This is a genomic window from Serratia sp. M24T3, assembly GCF_000257645.1.
Lineage (GTDB): Bacteria > Pseudomonadota > Gammaproteobacteria > Enterobacterales > Enterobacteriaceae > Rouxiella.
In genome coordinates this window covers 63,894-81,954 of sequence record NZ_AJHJ01000017.1, presented here as the reverse complement: position 1 = coordinate 81,954, position 18,061 = coordinate 63,894, and the positions used below count along the sequence as shown (strand labels likewise).

The 18,061-nt window shown below is 50.0% G+C and carries 16 protein-coding genes; 9 read left to right on the top strand and 7 right to left on the bottom strand.

Annotation, left to right across the window (positions count from 1 at the left end):
* Positions 1–243 precede the first annotated feature (243 nt).
* Positions 244–933, top strand: coding sequence for a FadR/GntR family transcriptional regulator (locus SPM24T3_RS14510; RefSeq protein WP_009637532.1), 690 nt, complete (start codon positions 244–246; stop codon positions 931–933).
* A gap of 38 nt (positions 934–971) precedes the next feature.
* On the opposite strand, the gene rbsR is transcribed toward SPM24T3_RS14510, so the two are convergent.
* The 7 genes from rbsR to kup form a co-directional block, all read right to left on the bottom strand.
* Positions 972–1,976: a ribose operon transcriptional repressor RbsR gene (gene rbsR, locus SPM24T3_RS14505; RefSeq protein WP_009637531.1), complete on the bottom strand. Its 1,005-nt coding sequence runs from the start codon at positions 1,974–1,976 to the stop codon at positions 972–974.
* The gene (rbsK, locus tag SPM24T3_RS14500; RefSeq protein ID WP_009637530.1) at positions 1,977–2,906 is read right to left on the bottom strand and encodes a ribokinase; all 930 of its coding nucleotides are present in this window, start codon (positions 2,904–2,906) and stop codon (positions 1,977–1,979) included.
* A gap of 52 nt (positions 2,907–2,958) precedes the next feature.
* Complete coding sequence (rbsB, locus tag SPM24T3_RS14495) at positions 2,959–3,849, bottom strand: ribose ABC transporter substrate-binding protein RbsB (RefSeq protein ID WP_009637529.1); 891 nt, start codon at positions 3,847–3,849, stop codon at positions 2,959–2,961.
* 29 nt (positions 3,850–3,878) lie between these two features.
* Positions 3,879–4,853, bottom strand: coding sequence for a ribose ABC transporter permease (gene rbsC / locus SPM24T3_RS14490; RefSeq protein ID WP_009637528.1), 975 nt, complete (start codon positions 4,851–4,853; stop codon positions 3,879–3,881).
* A 6-nt stretch (positions 4,854–4,859) separates the two neighbouring features.
* On the bottom strand, positions 4,860–6,365 hold the full coding sequence (gene rbsA, locus SPM24T3_RS14485) for a ribose ABC transporter ATP-binding protein RbsA (RefSeq protein WP_009637527.1): 1,506 nt from the start codon (positions 6,363–6,365) through the stop codon (positions 4,860–4,862).
* 7 nt (positions 6,366–6,372) lie between these two features.
* Positions 6,373–6,792, bottom strand: coding sequence for a D-ribose pyranase (gene rbsD / locus SPM24T3_RS14480; protein WP_009637526.1), 420 nt, complete (start codon positions 6,790–6,792; stop codon positions 6,373–6,375).
* A 251-nt stretch (positions 6,793–7,043) separates the two neighbouring features.
* A complete protein-coding gene (kup, locus tag SPM24T3_RS14475) occupies positions 7,044–8,912 on the bottom strand; it encodes a low affinity potassium transporter Kup (protein WP_009637525.1) in 1,869 nt (622 codons plus the stop codon).
* Between the two features lie 323 nt (positions 8,913–9,235).
* On the opposite strand from kup, the gene ravA reads away from it, so the two are divergent.
* The 8 genes from ravA (at position 9,236) to atpB (ending at position 18,030) form a co-directional block, all read left to right on the top strand.
* Positions 9,236–10,744 carry an ATPase RavA gene (gene ravA, locus SPM24T3_RS14470; protein ID WP_009637524.1) on the top strand — a complete coding sequence of 503 codons (1,509 nt, stop codon included), beginning with the start codon at positions 9,236–9,238 and terminating at the stop codon, positions 10,742–10,744.
* Entirely contained in the window at positions 10,745–12,214 is a 1,470-nt protein-coding gene (gene viaA, locus SPM24T3_RS14465) for an ATPase RavA stimulator ViaA (RefSeq protein ID WP_009637523.1), read from the top strand.
* A 14-nt stretch (positions 12,215–12,228) separates the two neighbouring features.
* A complete protein-coding gene (gene asnC / locus SPM24T3_RS14460) occupies positions 12,229–12,690 on the top strand; it encodes a transcriptional regulator AsnC (protein WP_009637522.1) in 462 nt (153 codons plus the stop codon).
* Between the two features lie 88 nt (positions 12,691–12,778).
* Complete coding sequence (gene mioC / locus SPM24T3_RS14455) at positions 12,779–13,222, top strand: FMN-binding protein MioC (protein WP_009637521.1); 444 nt, start codon at positions 12,779–12,781, stop codon at positions 13,220–13,222.
* Positions 13,223–13,597: 375 nt separating this feature from the next.
* Entirely contained in the window at positions 13,598–15,487 is a 1,890-nt protein-coding gene (mnmG, locus tag SPM24T3_RS14450; protein WP_009637520.1) for a tRNA uridine-5-carboxymethylaminomethyl(34) synthesis enzyme MnmG, read from the top strand.
* A gap of 64 nt (positions 15,488–15,551) precedes the next feature.
* On the top strand, positions 15,552–16,172 hold the full coding sequence (gene rsmG, locus SPM24T3_RS14445) for a 16S rRNA (guanine(527)-N(7))-methyltransferase RsmG (RefSeq protein ID WP_009637519.1): 621 nt from the start codon (positions 15,552–15,554) through the stop codon (positions 16,170–16,172).
* Positions 16,173–16,812: 640 nt separating this feature from the next.
* On the top strand, positions 16,813–17,205 hold the full coding sequence (atpI, locus tag SPM24T3_RS14440; protein ID WP_037378640.1) for a F0F1 ATP synthase subunit I: 393 nt from the start codon (positions 16,813–16,815) through the stop codon (positions 17,203–17,205).
* Between the two features lie 42 nt (positions 17,206–17,247).
* On the top strand, positions 17,248–18,030 hold the full coding sequence (gene atpB, locus SPM24T3_RS14435; protein ID WP_009637517.1) for a F0F1 ATP synthase subunit A: 783 nt from the start codon (positions 17,248–17,250) through the stop codon (positions 18,028–18,030).
* Positions 18,031–18,061 lie beyond the last annotated feature (31 nt).

Here is an 18,061-nt window from a genome sequence, read left to right as displayed (position 1 = left end):
ACGACTTGTTCACACCGCGTTGCTGCTGCGTTGTTCCCTGTCGATGGAGCGGCATTATAGGGAGTTTCTGAGGAGCCGCAAGCGTTTATTTAAAAAAACTTTCTAACCGTTTATTTTTTCTACAAATACACTATGAACGCCCAATAAAACACCGTTTTTAGCCATAATTCCCCCCTTTACTTCGCTTTTAGTGGAGTAAACTGGAATGAATAACGAGAAATTAACTCGCATAGGATGCAACTCATGTCTCTTAACGCCCAACAACAGGCTGCTCAACGCAACCTTTCCTATCAATTAGCAGAGAATATCGCCCAGCGCGTATTGTCTGGCGAGTATATAGAGGGAAGTATCTTGCCGGGCGAGATTGAATTAGGTGAGTTATTTGGCGTAAGTCGAACTGCGGTACGTGAAGCAGTTAAAACATTAACCGCAAAAGGCATGCTTTTACCTAGACCAAGAATTGGTACGCGAGTGATGCCGCAAAGTAACTGGAACTTCCTCGACCAGGAACTCCTGACCTGGTGGATGACCCGCGAGAATTTCGATCAGGTGATGTCGCACTTCGTTCTGTTACGCAAGGCGTTGGAACCGCAAGCCTGTTCATTGGCCGCCGTGCAGGCAACCCCGCAGCAGAAACAACAACTCTCTCTATATATGTCGGAAATGCGCGAGCTGCATGAAAACTTCGATCGTGAGCGATGGATAAACGTTGATGCCCAATTTCATCAGCTTATCTATGAGGCGGGGAAAAATCCGTTCCTCACCTCTTTCGCCAATTTGTTTAGCTCGGTCTATCAAAGTTACTTTCGAGCAATCACCGACAATAAAGTGATTAAGCTCGAACATCACCAGCGCATCGTCGATGCTATTCTGGCAAGTGATGCCAATGAGGCATTGGAAGCCTGCGTAACCTTGCTGCGTGACCCCGCGTAAATCTTTCTTCTATATATAAAGTGTATATATAGAAGAGATTACCCTTTTTTGCCGACTGACCCACGAACCACCAGCTCCGGAGTTAATACCAGAACCTGCGCTTCGGCTTCGGGGTCTTTCAGGCGATGCAGCAACGTATCGATGGCCAGCTCGCCAAGCTCATCTTTCGGCTGGTGAATCGTCGTTAAAGGCGGCGTCATGTATTGCGCCAGCTGAATATCATCGTAGCCCATAACCGCAACATCTTGCGGCACACGCAAACCTTGCTGATAAACAGCCTGATAAACGCCAACAGCCATCGCATCGTTACCGGCAAATACCGCATCCGGCGGCTGAGGCAGCGCCAGCAGTTTCTGCATCGCCGCTAATCCGCCCGCAAATTCGAAATCTCCCGTCACTTCAAAATCCGACCGAGAAACAAGACCCGCATCCCTTATGGCCTGACGATAACCGTCGAGCCGCTGCTGAGACGTCGTCTTATCCAATGGACCGGTAATACAGGCAATATGTTGATATCCCTGAGCAATCAGATAGTCAGTGGCCATTTTGCCGCCGATAAACGCGTTCTCCTGAATAATGTCATTCACCCCGGCAAACGGCGCCCAGTCCATCATCACTACCGGTACCGTCGGATAGCGGCTCAGTGTTTCCTGCGAAGGGCAGTGATTTTCCGTAAACATCATGATCAGCCCATCGACACGCTTTTGCATCAGCGTTTCAATACAACGATTCATCCGCTCTTCGTCGCCGTCGGTGTTGCATAAAATCAAACTATAGCCGCGCTCGTAACAGCTTCTTTCAACGCCTTGCACCACTTCCGAGTAAAAAGGGTTACTGCTGGAGGTAATTAACATGCCGATGGTGCGAGTCTGATTAAGCTTAAGGCTGCGAGCCAACGCGGAAGGTGCGTAATTAAGCTGACCAATGGCGGCGTTAACTTTTTCGCGGATAGCCTCACTCACGAAGCGATTATTGTTAATCACATGGGAGACGGTCGAAGTGGAGACGCCCGCAAGACGGGCGACATCTTTCATGGTTGGCAACTAAGACTCCTGACGCGCAAGAAAATCGTCAATCTCATTGCGCCACGGCACCGAAGGCTGAGCACCGGCTCGAGTCACGGCAATCGCCGCCGCTGCGTGAGCAAAACGCACCGCCTGGTCCATCGGCTTACCTTCCAGCAGCCCGGTAATTAGCGCGCCGTTAAAGGTATCGCCAGCGGCAATGGTATCCACGGCTTTAACCTTAAAACCGGGAACGCTGCGGCCTTCACCCTGCTGGCTCAGCCAGACGCCTTTGCTGCCTAGCGTGATGATTACCGTCGCAATGCCTTTATCGTGCAACATTTTTGCCGCACGCGCGGCATCATCGGCGGTAGAAACTTTCACGCCAGTCAGCTTTTCTGCTTCGGTTTCGTTTGGAGTGATCATATCCACCAACGAAAGCAGTTCATCGGGTAATTCACAGGCCGGAGCCGGATTCAAAATAACCTGAGTATTATTCTCGTGGGCAATACGTGCCGCGGCGATCACCGACTCCAGCGGTGATTCAAGCTGCATCAATAAAGCAGAGGCATCGACGATATGCTGCTGATAACGTTGCAGGTACTCTGGAGTCAGAGATTTATTTGCTCCAGCATCAATGCCAATGACGTTTTCGCCCTCGGCATTAACGAAAATCAGTGCAACACCTGTGGTGGTATCTTTAATTGCTTCGATCGGGCGGGTATCAATATTGTCGCTGGCCAGCTGATTGCGAACCCGCTCGCCGATTTCGTCACTTCCTACACAGGCAATAAATGAAATATCGGCACCGCTTCTTCCTGCTGCAACTGCCTGGTTAGCCCCTTTACCGCCGAAGGCGACATTATACTGTGAGCCCATCACCGTTTCGCCAGGCTGCGGAAATTGCCTGACATTCAGCACGTGGTCAGCGTTAATGCTGCCCAGAACCACCAGCTTACCTTTATCCATTGCCTTCATTCCTGCTTTTAATGCGCCACCGATGAAAGTGGCGCCGTATTCATTAAGGTTGGGTAACCAGATTCAGCGCAACCGGGTTAATCGCCGGTACAGCCTGGCCTTTCAGCACTTTATCTGCGGTCTCAACGCCAATGATACCAATTTGATCGGGACGTTGAGCAACAGTAGCCCCCAGTTTTCCACCTTTTACGGCTTTAAGGCCATCTTCAGTGCCATCGAAGCCCACCACCAGCACGTCGGTTTTACCCTCAGTCTGCAAGGCTCGCAACGCACCCAGCGCCATTTCATCATTCTGGGCAAATACTGCCTGTACGTCAGGATGCGCGGTGAGCAGGTTCTGCATCACGTTAAGACCTTTAGTACGGTCGAAATCTGCCGGTTGACTGGCCAGCAATTTAAAGTGATGCGCGTCTACCGCTTCTTTAAAACCGGCACCGCGTTCACGGGCCACTGAGGTGCCCGCAATACCTTCCAGCTCGATAACTCTGGCATTATCACCCAGTTTCTTGGCGATGTAGTCACCCGCCATTTTACCTCCGACTTTGTTGTCAGAAGCGACATGACTGATCACCTGACCTTTTGACGCCTGACGGTCCAGAGTAATCACCGGGATCTTGGCCTGGTTAGCCATCGCCACCGCGTTGCCTACCGCGTCAGAGTCAGTTGGGTTAATCAGCAGTACTTTGGTGCCGCGCACAGTCAGATCCTGAACGTTAGCCAATTCCTTGGCCGGGTTGTTCTGCGAATCCAGCACCACCAGGTTGTAGCCCAGCTTATCGGCTTCCTGCTGTGCGCCTTCTTTCATGGAAACAAAAAACGGATTGTTTAGCGTCGATACCACCAGCGCAATGGTGTCTTTCGCCAGCACGTTGGCACTGAATGAGGCGGTCAACGCCGCAGCAGAAACCCATAATGCAACTTTCTTCATAGACATCGTCATGTTAATCATTCCTGTAGGGGAGGTTATTTATTGCTTTTGTTATCGACCAGGACTGCCAGCAGGATCACAACTGCTTTAACAATCATCTGGAAATAAGAAGACACGCCCAACAAATTCAGACCGTTATTAAGGAAGCCGAGGATTAGCGCGCCAATCAGCGTGCCGATAATCCGGCCCTTGCCACCAGACAGGCTGGTGCCGCCCAGAACCACTGCGGCGATAGCATCTAGCTCATAGCCGGTCCCGGCGGTTGGCTGTGCCGAGGAGAGACGGGCAACTTCGATGATCCCGGCAAGCGCAGCCAGCAGTCCACACAGTGAGTAAACGATGATTTTGACTTTATCGACACTAATGCCGGAAAGACGGGTCGCGGCTTCATTGCCACCCAACGCGTAGATATAACGACCCAAACGGGTGTGATGTAGCATGTACCAGGCAGCGATAAACACTACCGCCATCAGCCATACCGGCGTTGGAATGCCCAACGGGCGACCAATACCGAACCAGCCAAAAGTATCGGCCACGTCGTTGAAGCCGGTGCTAATAGGGCTTCCGTTGGTATAAACCATAGTGACACCGCGCAGTAACAGCATCATCACCAGCGTAGCGATAAATGCCTGCACCTTGCCTTTAGCGACAATCGCGCCAGTGATACCGCCCACCGCTGCGCCCAATGCCAGAGAAGCAACTACGGCCAATGACGCGCTGGATTCATGGCCGACAACAGACGCGGCCACCGCACCAGTCAACGCCAGCAGCGAGCCGACGGAAAGGTCAATACCAGAAGTCAGTATCACCAGCGTCATACCCACTGCCATGATGGCGTTGACTGAGGTCTGCTGCAGAATGTTAAATAAATTATTAACAGTGAAGAAGTTCGGGCTCATTGAAGAGACCACCGCAATCAGCACCAGCAGCGCAATCAGGGATTTCTGCTCTAACAACCATTCTTTACTGATCCAGCGTTTTTTATTAGCCGGTAAAATTTGAGAACTCATCGTTGCTTACTCCTGCTTCACGCCGTATCGCTTGCCAACAGCGGCAGCCATTAATGCTTCTTGCGTCGCCTGTTCTATAGGGAATTCACCGCTTAAGTGGCCTTCATGCATCACCAGAATGCGGTCGCTCATGCCGATCACCTCCGGCATTTCCGAGGAGACCAGAATGATGCTCAGACCTTCGCGCTTGAATTGATTAATTAACTGGTAGATCTCTTTTTTTGCCCCGACATCGACACCGCGCGTCGGCTCATCGAGGATCAGCACTTTCGGACGTGTCATCAATCCGCGAGCGATCGCCACTTTCTGCTGATTACCGCCAGAAAGCAGGCCAATCGGCTGCATCATTGACGGAGTTTTAATATTGAACAGGCGAATAAAATCGCCCACCGTCTGCTGCTCTTCACCGTGCTTCAAACTGCCACCCAGGCGACTGAAATAACGCAGCGCGGTCAGCGACATGTTTTCCTTAACCGACATCCCCAATACCAGACCGTCACGTTTGCGATCTTCAGAGATATAAACGATGCCGTTGGCCAATCCATCCTGCGGCGTACGAGGGTTAATCTCTTTGCCGTCCAGCGTGATAGATCCGCCGGTTTTCTTGCGTGCGCCGTAAAGGATCTTCATCAACTCGGTGCGTCCGGCCCCCATCAGTCCGGAAACGCCAAGGATCTCGCCACCGTAAAGTTTAAAGCTAACGTCTTTAACGCCCGGTCCTGAGACATCATCAACCGAGAGCCGCAACAATCCGCGTTCGTGATTAATGCGCGGATACTGTTCCTCAAGACGGCGGCCAACCATCATTTCTATCAGCGTATCTTCCTGCAGCTCGCCGACCGGGCGCTCGGCAATAAACTGCCCGTCGCGAAACACGGTGACGTCGTCGCAGATTTCGAAAATTTCTTTCAGACGGTGCGAGATATACACCACGCCACAACCCGCGGCTTTGAGCTCGTTGATAACGCTAAATAAAGAGGCAGTTTCAGTATCGGTGAGCGCATCGGTCGGCTCATCCATGATAATGACCTGTGATTGGAAGCTCAGCACTTTGGCAATCTCGACCATCTGCTGGTCGCCGATCGACAAATCGCCCACCAGCCGGTGACTGCTGTAACGCAGATTCAAACGGGCCAGCAGCTTGTCAGCCTCGGCATACATTTTTTTCCACTGGATGCGCCCGAAGCCGTTAACAAACTCACGGCCAAGAAAGATGTTCTCGGCGATGGTCAGTTCAGGGATTAGGTTAAGTTCCTGATGGATAATGCCGATCCCCGCTTCCTGAGAATCCTTGGGACCGGTAAAACTGGCTTCCTTACCGAGAAAATGCAGCGAACCGGCATCTTTTTGATAGATCCCGGTGAGCACTTTCATCATGGTTGACTTGCCCGCGCCGTTTTCCCCCACCAGCGCCATGACTTTTCCAGGATACACGCTCAGCGCGGCACCCGACAGCGCTTTCACGCCGGGAAAGGCTTTATCAATCCCTGAGAGTTGCAGTAAAGGTTGCATATGGGCCTCAGAACGTAACGCCAGCACACAGAATAATGTTGGCATAAGCCGAACACTCTCCGCTGCGGATGACGGCACGCGTAGTTTGAGTCTGTTGTTTGAAAGCCTGATGGCTAACATATTCCAACGTAATGGTGTTTCCCTGGTGTTGCTCAAGCTGTTTCAACTGACCGATCAGCGTTTCATGGAGCTCTGGGTTATGCTGTTTTATCTCTTCGGCAAGAACGGCATGCTCAACCTGCATCTCATCGGTGACCACCGCAAAAACCTGTAAAAAACTCGGCACGCCGTGGGTCAGGGCGAGGTCGATACGCTGGGTGCTGGCAGGAACAGGCAAACCGGCATCGGCAATCACGATTCGATCGGTATGACCCAAACTGGCAATCAGCTGTGAGACTTCGGCATTCAATAACATGGCTTTCTTCATTATCGGCTCCAACAGCGAAACGTTTCGCTTGCAGTGATTCTAGGAAATAAGTCGCCGCTGGCAACGAGCAGAAGATGAATTTGTGATCGCCGTCGAAACGTTTCGCTGAACGATAAACAACAGGTAAACACTTAAGTGGAATAAAACGAGAATCGGAGAACAGGCGGGCGGATTAATCGAAGAGCCAAAAACCAAACGAAAAACGCCGCAGGTTTTAACCTAGCGGCGTTTAATGTTTACGACCAAAAAACTTATATCTCGACCTGGGTACCAAGCTCAATCACGCGGTTCGGCGGGATCTCAAATTGGTCAGGTGCGCGCAGGGCATTGCGGCTCAGGGCGATAAACAGCTTGCCGCGGAAATAAAGATACCAGGGACGTTTGGTCAGAATCAGCGATTCATGCGACATAAAGAACGAAGTTTCCATCATTCGGCATGACAGGCCTTCCAATCCGCAGCGGTGGAAGACTTCTTCCACGTTTGGCGTTTCTTTAAAACCGTAGCTCGCCACTACACGCCAAAAGGTAGGTGACATCTGCTCAATCGTGACACGACGAACGTTATGCACAAACGGCGCATCTTCGGTACGCAGAGTCAGCAACACCACACGTTCGTGCAACACCTTGTTGTGCTTGAGGTTGTGTAGCAGTGCAAACGGAATGACGTTGATGGCACGAGACATATACACCGCAGTGCCCGGCACGCGGACCGGCGGTGATTTCTCCAGCGAGGCAATCATCGCCTCAAGGGAGTTACCGTGCTCATGCATACGACGCATAAGGCGGAAACGCTCGCTCTTCCAGGTTGTCATGACGATAAACATCATCAGCGCCAGCACCAGCGGCAACCAACCGCCAGAGAGGATTTTGGTCGCATTGGCGGCAAACAGTGGCACATCAATGAATAGCAGCACCGCAGCCAGCACGGCAACGATAAAACCTTTCCAATGCCAATTCTTGTAGGCCACGGTACAAGACAAAATCGTGGTCAGCACCATGGTGCCGGTTACGGCGATACCATAGGCCGCAGCCAGATTACTTGAATGCTCGAAGCCGAGAATAACAATCACTACCGCGAAATAGAGTAACCAGTTAATCACCGGCACATAAATCTGACCAGCTTCCATCTCGGAGGTATGGATGATGCGCATGGGAGGCAGATAACCCAGACGCACAGCCTGACGGGTCAAGGAGAACACGCCGGAAATAACCGCCTGAGAAGCAATGATGGTCGCAAGCGTTGCCAGAATCAGCATCGGTATCAAAGCCCAATCCGGAGCCAGCAGGAAAAACGGGTTTTTGATGGCTTCAGGATTTTTCAGCAACAGCGCGCCCTGACCAAAATAGTTCAGGATCAGAGAAGGCAGCACGATGCTGAACCAGGCTAGGCGAATAGGCAGTTTGCCAAAGTGGCCCATATCCGCATACAGCGCTTCAACCCCGGTAATCGACAGCACTACGGCGCCAAGTGCCAGGAAGGCAAAACCTTTATGCTCGATGAAGAAGCTAAATGCCCACATCGGGTTAATGGCGCGCAGCACTTCAGGATTATGAATAATGCTGTTAATCCCTAACACCGCAAGTACCAGGAACCAAAGCAGCATTACCGGCGCAAACAGTTTGCCCACCAGCCCCGTACCGTGCTTTTGAATGAAAAACAGCAAAGTCAGAACGAAAATGGAGAGCGGGACAATATATGAATCAAGATTGGGCGCGGCGATTTCGAGACCTTCCATCGCGGAAAGCACCGACATAGCAGGGGTTATGACCACCTCGCCGTAGAAGAAGCTACCGCCTATCAGACCAAGAATTACCAGGACAGCAGTGGCTCTAGCCGAGGTATTCCTGCCGGCCAGTGACATCAACGTTAATATCCCGCCTTCGCCGGCGTTGTCCGCACGTAAAACGAAAGACAGGTACTTGGCTGATACCACAATGACCAGCAGCCAGAAAATCAGAGAGAGGAAACCATAGACAACGCTGGGTTCGACATTAAAACCGTAGTGGCCCGAAAAACATTCTCGCAATGTATAAAGGGGGCTAGTACCGATATCACCATAAACCACACCGATGGCGGCCAGGGTTACTGCTGGGAGTGACCGTTTATGTTCTGTGCTCATAATTGGTTTCTTTTATGCTTTGTCATTTGGCTGACTTGAGTATTTGGCTAAAAAAATTCTTGGCCCAAAAATCCGTAAGCTATGTGGGTTGGCAGTTCCTTTAAACCCACCAAAAGGCGCACAGTATGCACGAATAAATAAGATTGCCTACCCTTTAATACAAAGACAAGCAAACAATTCATCCGATCGGATCACATTTCAGCGAATGGAAAGATTCTAAGAATCAACAAGCTATATCGCCAATAAAAATCATGGTTTATTATCGCCTTGCAGTCCACTATTCCATCACGTAAGTCACTATTTGGGGCAGTTTAAAATACATTATGGCGCAATCACCTGTTTTGGCAGAACGAATCACCCGACTGGCGAATGCGCTGGAAAATGGCCTCTATGAACGGCAGGAAGCAATACGTCTCTGCCTGCTGGCCGCGCTCTGCGGTGAAAGTGTGTTCCTGCTTGGCCCACCGGGTATCGCCAAAAGTCTGATCGCCCGGCGTTTGAAATACGCCTTCCGCGATGCCAGGGCTTTTGAATATCTGATGACCCGCTTCTCCACGCCGGAAGAAGTTTTTGGTCCACTCTCCATTCAAGCCTTGAAAGACCACGGCCGCTACCAGCGACTGACTCAAGGTTATCTGCCTGAAGCCGAAATTGTTTTTCTCGATGAGATCTGGAAAGCCGGTCCGGCCATCCTTAATACGTTGCTGACCGCCATCAATGAACGGCGTTTTCGCAACGGCGATAGCGAAGCGGCGATCCCGATGCGCCTATTGGTCAGTGCTTCCAACGAACTCCCCGAAGCCGATGGCGGTTTGGAAGCCCTCTATGACCGTATGCTAATTCGCCTGTGGCTCGACCGTGTACAGGATAAACAGAACTTCCGCTCGCTGCTTACCAGCCGCCATTCAGAGAACACCCATCCGGTGGCCGAAAATCTCAGTATCACCGATGAAGAGTATCAACAATGGCAGCATGAGATTGAAAAAGTCAATCTGACTGAACACTGCTTCGAACTGATTTTTCAGCTGCGTCAGCGTCTTGCTGCGCTGGATAATGCGCCTTACGTTTCCGACCGTCGATGGAAGAAAACCCTGAGATTGCTTCAGGCCTGTGCTTTTTTCAGCGGACGCCAATCGGTGTCGCCAGTCGACTTGATACTACTGAAAGACTGCCTGTGGCATGACATGAGCTCTTATCATTTGTTACAAACGCAGATAGAACAGAGCATTACTGAACAAGCTTACCTGCAGCAAACCTTAAGTTTAAAGATTCAGCAACTCAACCAGCAGTGGAATCATTATCAGCAGCAGCAAAGTACTCGTCAGGCCATAAAAGTCAGTAAAAAATCAGGAATGTTCAGCCGCAAACCGCAGTACCAGCTGCCTGATTCGCTGTCTTCTTCAGTTCTGACCCTGCTTTTACAGCAGCCTTTGCATTTGCACGACATTCAGGTAACTCACGTGCTGGTGGAACGTGAACATATGGCCGACTGGTTAAATAAAGGTGGGCAGCTTAAAGGCAAACTCAACGGCATTGGTTTTGCTCAGGTGATTGATGTTGAAGTCGATGAAAAACTCCAACTGGTGATTTTCGACATCAGCCGCCAGCCGAGCTATCTCACCATGCCCGGCAGCGAACATATTAGCGTGCCAGAAGAGATGAAAACCACGCTGGCCACTATCGGCGAATCGTTAATCCAGCAGCGTCAGCAGTTTAATCAGCATCATCCGTGCCTGTTTGTGCCGGTTGAATGGACCACTAAAATCGAAGCTAGCCTGATCCGCGTAAATGAACAGCTTCTCCAGCAGCAACAGTTGTTCGGTAAAAACTAAATGTTTAGCCTCGAAACGCTGGATGTGATGCTGGCTATAAAGGAAGCCGAACTGATCGACGAGTTGATCGTCGCGCTTTTGGCTGCTCCGCAGTTACAGGCTTTCTTTGAGAAATTCCCAAGACTTAGACGGGCGCTGACTAAAGATGTCCCCGAGTGGCGCTTCAGGTTAAAGCAGCGGATCCACGATACGCCGGTTCCATCCGAACTGGCAAAAGAGTTCTATCTTTATCAGCACTGCCAGCAGAGCAGTACCTCGCTCTTTACCAGTGAGCTTGAAGATACTGTTGATCAACTGAGCCAGCTCAATTCTCCGTTTGCGACCGAGGCTCGCTCGCTGCGCGAAAATATGTCTACGCAGAGTAAATCACTGATTAATGACAGCTTCCATGGCCTGTTTATGCAGCGCTGGCGGCTGAACATCACCTTTCAAACCGTCACCCTGCATCATCAGCTGCTAGAGCAGGAACAAGAACAACTGCAAAACGAGCTTGAACAGCGGCTTGAGCTAAGCGGTGAACTCTCTCCTTTATTAGCGGAAAATGATGCCGCCGCCGGTCGGTTGTGGGACATGAGTAAAGGAAGGCGTCAGCGTGGCGATTACCAATCGTTAATCCGCTACGGTACTTTTCTCCAGCAGCAACCTGAATTGCAGCATCTGGCCGAACAGCTGGGCCGCAGTCAGACCGCCAAAGCCAATCCGCATGAAGAGGCCAGTCTGGAACCGCATCGTCTGATGGTCAGAGAACCTGCGACGGTGCCGGAAGAGGTCAACGGTATTCATCAAAGCGATGATATTTTGCGCCTGCTGCCAACTGAATTGGCAACGCTGGGTATCCCGGAACTTGAAGTCGAGTTTTATCGCCGCTTGCTGGAAAAGCGCCTGATGACCTATCAGCTGCAGGGCGATGTCTGGCGCGAGAAAGTCGTCATGCGGCCGGTAGTTTATCAACAGCAGGAACCACAACCGCGCGGTCCATTTGTGGTTTGCGTGGATACCTCAGGTTCAATGGGTGGATTTAACGAACAGTGCTCGAAAGCCTTTTGCCTGGCATTACTGCGGATTGCACTGGCGGATAATCGCCGTTGCTACATTATGTTATTTGCCAGCGAAGTGATTCATTATGAGCTGACCTCGGCCAGCGGGCTGGAACAGGCAATGCGCTTTTTGGGGCAGCATTTCAGAGGCGGCACCGATCTCAGTGCCTGCCTGACTGCAACACTGGACAAGCTGGCCACGCCGGAATGGCAGGATGCAGACGCGGTGATCATTTCTGACTTTATCGCCCAGCGATTGCCGGATGAGGTTCAAAAACGGGTCAAACAACAGCAGATCCAGCATCATCATCGTTTTCATGCGCTAGCTATGTCGCAGTATGGCAAACCAGCAATCATGCGTATCTTCGATCATATCTGGCGTTTCGATACAGGAATGAAAAGCCGTGTTCAACGACGATGGAAACGTCACTAATGAGAACCTAATTAATGTCTGATAATTATCAAATTGACGATCTGGATCGCGGAATTCTAAACGCATTAATGGACAACGCGCGCGTGGCTTATGCCGAATTGGCCAAGTCTTTTAACGTCAGTCCAGGCACTATTCACGTCAGAGTCGAGAAAATGAAACAGGCGGGGATCATCACCGGCACCCGTGTAAACGTCGATCCCAAGCGTCTCGGCTATGACGTTTGCTGCTTTATCGGCATCATTCTCAAGAGCGCCAAAGACTATCCCTCGGCCCTGAGACGCCTGGAAAGCCTGGAAGAGGTTGTGGAAGCCTATTACACCACCGGCCATTACAGCATCTTCATTAAAGTCATGTGCCGATCAATCGATGCCCTGCAACAGGTACTTATCAACAAGATCCAGACCATCGACGAAATTCAGTCTACAGAAACACTAATCTCCTTACAGAACCCCATCATGCGTACGATCCAGCCCTGAGTAATAAATTTTAATACCTTATTATCCACAGGTAGATCCCAGCTGATTCACAGCGTACAATAGCCATTCTTTTTTGGGTAAGAGCCTTATGTCTGACATCACCCTGATCAGTGGCAGTACGCTTGGCAGCGCAGAATATGTCGCTGAACATGTAGAAGAGAAGCTTAAAGAAGCCGGTTTTTCGACTGAGCTTTTTCACGGCCCTGAACTGTATGAACTCCCTACCAGCGGTATTTGGCTGGTGGTTTGCTCTACTCACGGTGCCGGAGAGCTTCCTGACAACCTTCAGCCTCTTCTTGAGCAAATTGACGATCAGCAACCGGATCTGTCCAATGTTCGCTTTGGTGCGCTCGGTTTAGGCAGCAGTGAATACGACACATTTAATGGTGCGATCCGCACTTTGGATCAAAAATTGACAGCTTTAGGTGCTCAAAGAATTGGCGATCGCTTAGAGATCGACGTGACCCAACACGAAATTCCTGAAGATCCAGCCGAGGTTTGGGTACTAAATTGGATTAATTTGCTCAGATAAGTGTAAATTTTACCCGATCAGATGTGGATAACTATGCTCTAAAGCGGTGTAAAACCGGTAGTTATCCCTCTAACAACCCTTGCCCGCTTTTGGTGCTGTGCATAAGTCGCCATTTAGATCCCAGCTTATACGCAATGGGATCACCGATCATTCACAGCATTCGATCCTCTATAGCATATTGATCTAAATAGACAATAATGACTTATACACAGAGGATCGCGATCCTAATAAGAGTTAGTAGTAAGAGATCTTTAAATAAAAAGATCTTCTTTTAATTAGTGACGATCCCCTGGGGCTTGTGGAAGCTCCAAACTCGCGTAGAATCCGTTTTCCCAACGCAATACGATCGTTCGTTGAACTTCGAGGTGCAGTACCATGTTTTATCCAGATCAATTTGACGTCATCATCATCGGTGGAGGCCATGCAGGCACTGAAGCGGCCATGGCTTCAGCCAGAATGGGACGTCAAACCCTGTTGTTAACCCACAATATCGACACGCTTGGACAAATGTCGTGTAACCCAGCCATTGGCGGGATCGGGAAAGGACATCTGGTAAAAGAAGTGGACGCACTCGGTGGTTTGATGGCTACGGCGATCGATCATGCCGGCATCCAGTTTAGGATACTAAACGCCAGTAAAGGACCCGCTGTACGAGCCACTCGAGCTCAGGCAGACCGCGTACTTTACCGCCAGGCAGTGCGTACAGCTTTAGAAAATCAGCCAAATCTGATGATCTTCCAGCAGCCTGTTGAAGACTTGATCGTCGAAAACGATCGCGTTGTCGGCGCTGTAACTCAGATGGGCCTTAAATTCCGTGCCAAAGCAGTAGTTTTAACCGTGGGAACCTTCCTGGACGGCAAGATTCACATTGGCCTTGAAAACTACAGCGGTGGCCGTGCGGGAGATCCTCCTGCCATTTCACTGTCACAACGTCTGCGTGAACTGCCGCTTCGCGTTAATCGCCTTAAAACCGGAACTCCGCCACGTATCGATGCCCGCACTATCGATTTCAGCGTACTTGGTCAACAGCACGGCGATGAGGTAGCTCCAGTATTCTCGTTCATGGGCAATGCTGCACAGCACCCGCGTCAGATCCCTTGTTACATCACGCACACTAACGAAAAAACGCATGATGTGATCCGTAATAACCTGGATCGCAGCCCAATGTATGCCGGGATCATCGAAGGGATCGGACCACGCTATTGCCCATCGATCGAAGACAAAGTCATGCGTTTTGCAGATCGTAACGCTCACCAGATCTTCCTTGAACCTGAAGGCTTGACCAGCAACGAAGTTTATCCAAACGGGATCTCCACCAGTTTGCCGTTCGACGTGCAAATGCAAATCGTCCGTTCGATGCAAGGCATGGAAAACGCAGTGATCGTTCGACCTGGCTATGCCATCGAATACGATTTCTTCGATCCTCGCGATTTAAAACCGACGCTGGAAAGCAAATTTATTCAAGGTCTGTTCTTTGCCGGACAGATCAATGGCACGACAGGTTACGAAGAAGCTGCGGCTCAAGGCCTGCTTGCCGGCCTCAATGCTGCACGCAGCGCCACCGAACAGGAAGGCTGGGCGCCGCGTCGTGACCAGGCTTATCTGGGCGTGCTGGTTGACGACCTGTGCACGCTGGGTACCAAAGAACCGTACCGCATGTTTACTTCCCGTGCCGAATACCGTTTGATGCTGCGTGAAGACAACGCCGATCTTCGTCTGACGGAAAAAGGCCGTGAACTGGGTCTGGTTGATGATGCTCGTTGGGCGCGATTCAACGAAAAACGTGAAATGATCGAGCTGGAACGTCAGCGCTTGCGTGGCATCTGGGTTAGCCCAAACCACGCTCAGGTTGCTGAAATCAATACCCGACTTTCTGCTCCGCTGTCAAAAGAAGCCAGTGCTGAAGAGCTGCTGCGCCGTCCTGAGATGACCTACGATCTGCTGACTCGCCTCGAGGCCTTCGCGCCAGCGGTGAGTGATGCTCAGGCCGCAGAACAGGTCGAGATCCAGGTGAAGTACGAGGGTTATATCGCTCGTCAGCAGGAAGAAATCGAAAAACAGCAGCGCAATGAAAATACGCTGCTGCCGGAAACGCTGGACTACAAGCAGGTTAACGGCCTGTCGAATGAAGTGATCGCGAAACTTAACGATCATCGTCCAACGTCAATCGGGCAAGCTACCCGCATTTCGGGAATTACCCCGGCTGCAATATCAATACTTTTAGTCTGGCTGAAAAAGCAAGGCCTGCTGCGTCGCAGCGCCTAATCAGCTTTGCCACCGCGGTTTTATTGAAAGCGGCGGTGGCAGCAGATTGTCTCAAGGATAACCCATGCAAAAGAAATTGGACTCGCTGCTTGCTGCGGCAGGAATAGCGCTACCCGATCAACAAAAACAACAGCTAATTGGCTACGTTGAGTTGCTGCATAAATGGAATAAAACCTACAACCTGACGTCGGTGCGTGATCCGATGCAAATGCTGGTTCGTCACATTCTTGACAGCATTGTGGTTAATCCACATCTGCAGGGCAGCCGTTTTATCGACGTCGGCACCGGGCCGGGGCTTCCGGGCATCCCACTGGCGATTGTGCGTCCCGATGCGCATTTCACCCTGTTAGACAGCCTGGGCAAGCGCGTACGCTTCCTGCGTCAGGTGCAGCATGAGTTGGGGCTGAAAAATGTCGAGCCGGTGCAGAGTAGGGTAGAGGAGTTTATTCCCGAGCCTGCGTTTGACGGCGTAATCAGCCGTGCTTTTGCTTCGCTGCAAGACATGCTTACCTGGTGTCATCATTTGCCGGTAAAAGGGCAGGGGCGTTTTTATGCGCTGAAGGGATTAAGCCCGAATGAAGAATTAGCTACTTTGCCAGAAAACGTTAAGCTACAAGAGATTATCAAGCTGCGGGTACCAGAATTAGAAGGCGAAAGACATCTGGTGATTTTAACAGCGAACTAAGTTTGTCCTGCATCAATAAATCGGTCATAAAGCGGATGTTTAATTAAGGTAAAAATAAGCAAGCTAACTAGTTTGGTTATTTAATAGCTTTTTACTGGAGTTTTACACTCCAGTATCATCGGATTGACCTTTTGGCTTTAATCCAATGCGAAATAATCACTGTTGAAATTGAATTTCCTTTAAGTGGCCGATATTTTTGATGTAATCAAGTTGTTGTTATTTGTTATATGTTTGTGAAAAAACAGCCAGGTAATTGATTGTTGCATTTTTATAAAAAAATAACACCTGCAACATATTGTTTTATAAGAGTATTAATAACAGTTTAATAATTTAGATTATTCACGGCTTGCAAATAAACTGGCATGAAAATAGTAGTTTTGTGATCTCGCGCACGTATATTTGTTAGGCTATGGAATAATTCGACAGTCGATTTGTAGTTATTCAGGGCTATAGTTTCCTTATGAAAATAGCTCTAAAAAGGTCAAATTAAATAATTGTTCACCTTTTCGCTACTTATCCATTGAATTCGTTTGAGTGGCCCGTATAATTTGCACGTTTTTTGCTGCTTGACTCTTTAGGGGTAAGGCAGTGTTATACGGCATTCAGCATACCTCCAGTTAGGTACGAGAGAATAAACGTCATGTCTGTGTCTTACTCCTTATACGATAAGAACGGCGGGAAAGTAGCGAGAAAGCTGTTAATACTGCAGCTATTGACGTTTGTCCTTCTCAGTGCAGCATTTGGATTTAAAAGCCTGTCGTGGTCTACCTCCGCTCTTATGGGGGGAATGGCTGCCTGGTTACCGAATGCACTGTTTATGCTGTATGCGTGGCGCCAACAGGCGCAAACAACGGTCTCTGGACGAGTTGCCTGGTCATTTGCCATTGGAGAAGCGCTGAAAGTTGTGGTCACCATAACTTTGCTGGTTATCGCGCTGGGCCTTTTCAAGGCTGCTTTAGCTCCGTTGGGTGTGGCCTATTTATCTGTGCTAATCACGCAGATAGTAGCTCCGGCCTTAATTAACCGGTCGTAACCGTAGATAACCGTACTTAACTACTAAAGGGTAAGAGGCATCATGTCTGCATCAGGAGAAATCTCTACTCCACAAGAGTATATCGGTCACCATCTGACACAGCTTCAGGTTGGGACGGGATTCTGGTCGATTAACATCGATTCGATGTTTTTCTCCGTGGTCCTCGGGGTACTCTTTTTGGTTATTTTCCATCGCGTCGCCAAAAACGCCACTAGTGGTGTTCCCGGTAAACTGCAAACGGCTGTAGAGCTGATTGTCGGTTTTGTCGACGGCAATGTGCGTGACATGTATCACGGCAAAAGCAAAGTGATCGCGCCTCTCGCACTGACTGTGTTCGTCTGGGTGTTCTTGATGAACTTGATGGATTTGCTGCCTATCGACCTGCTGCCATACATTGGCGAGCATGTAATCGGTTTGCCAGCTCTGCGTGTTGTGCCTACCGCTGACGTAAACGTTACGTTGTCGATGGCTCTGGGCGTATTCATTTTGATTCTTTTCTATAGCATTAAGATGAAAGGCGTTGGCGGTTTCGTTAAGGAACTGACAATGCAACCCTTCAATCATCCGGTTTTCATTCCGATTAACCTGATTCTTGAAGGTGTCAGCCTGCTGTCCAAACCAGTTTCACTGGGTCTGCGACTGTTTGGCAATATGTATGCGGGTGAGTTGATCTTCATCCTTATTGCTGGCCTGCTGCCGTGGTGGTCACAGTGGATTCTAAGTGTGCCCTGGGCCATTTTCCACATCCTGATCATTACATTGCAAGCCTTTATCTTCATGGTTCTGACGATTGTCTATCTGTCGATGGCATCTGAAAAACACTGATTTTTCTTTCAACACTACTGCGTTTTAACTG

What these genes read in the sequence shown, in the direction of transcription:
- mioC (WP_009637521.1), top strand. Translation starts at nt 12,779, where the DNA reads ATGTCTGACATCACCCTGATCAGTGGCAGTACGCTTGGCAGCGCAGAA.
- atpB (WP_009637517.1), top strand. Translation starts at nt 17,248, where the DNA reads ATGTCTGCATCAGGAGAAATCTCTACTCCACAAGAGTATATCGGTCAC.
- kup (WP_009637525.1), bottom strand. Translation starts at nt 8,912, where the DNA reads ATGAGCACAGAACATAAACGGTCACTCCCAGCAGTAACCCTGGCCGCC.
- ravA (WP_009637524.1), top strand. Translation starts at nt 9,236, where the DNA reads ATGGCGCAATCACCTGTTTTGGCAGAACGAATCACCCGACTGGCGAAT.
- rbsB (WP_009637529.1), bottom strand. Translation starts at nt 3,849, where the DNA reads ATGTCTATGAAGAAAGTTGCATTATGGGTTTCTGCTGCGGCGTTGACC.
- rbsK (WP_009637530.1), bottom strand. Translation starts at nt 2,906, where the DNA reads ATGGATAAAGGTAAGCTGGTGGTTCTGGGCAGCATTAACGCTGACCAC.
- asnC (WP_009637522.1), top strand. Translation starts at nt 12,229, where the DNA reads ATGTCTGATAATTATCAAATTGACGATCTGGATCGCGGAATTCTAAAC.
- rbsC (WP_009637528.1), bottom strand. Translation starts at nt 4,853, where the DNA reads ATGAGTTCTCAAATTTTACCGGCTAATAAAAAACGCTGGATCAGTAAA.
- rbsD (WP_009637526.1), bottom strand. Translation starts at nt 6,792, where the DNA reads ATGAAGAAAGCCATGTTATTGAATGCCGAAGTCTCACAGCTGATTGCC.
- mnmG (WP_009637520.1), top strand. Translation starts at nt 13,598, where the DNA reads ATGTTTTATCCAGATCAATTTGACGTCATCATCATCGGTGGAGGCCAT.
- viaA (WP_009637523.1), top strand. Translation starts at nt 10,745, where the DNA reads ATGTTTAGCCTCGAAACGCTGGATGTGATGCTGGCTATAAAGGAAGCC.
- atpI (WP_037378640.1), top strand. Translation starts at nt 16,813, where the DNA reads ATGTCTGTGTCTTACTCCTTATACGATAAGAACGGCGGGAAAGTAGCG.
- rbsA (WP_009637527.1), bottom strand. Translation starts at nt 6,365, where the DNA reads ATGCAACCTTTACTGCAACTCTCAGGGATTGATAAAGCCTTTCCCGGC.
- rsmG (WP_009637519.1), top strand. Translation starts at nt 15,552, where the DNA reads ATGCAAAAGAAATTGGACTCGCTGCTTGCTGCGGCAGGAATAGCGCTA.
- SPM24T3_RS14510 (WP_009637532.1), top strand. Translation starts at nt 244, where the DNA reads ATGTCTCTTAACGCCCAACAACAGGCTGCTCAACGCAACCTTTCCTAT.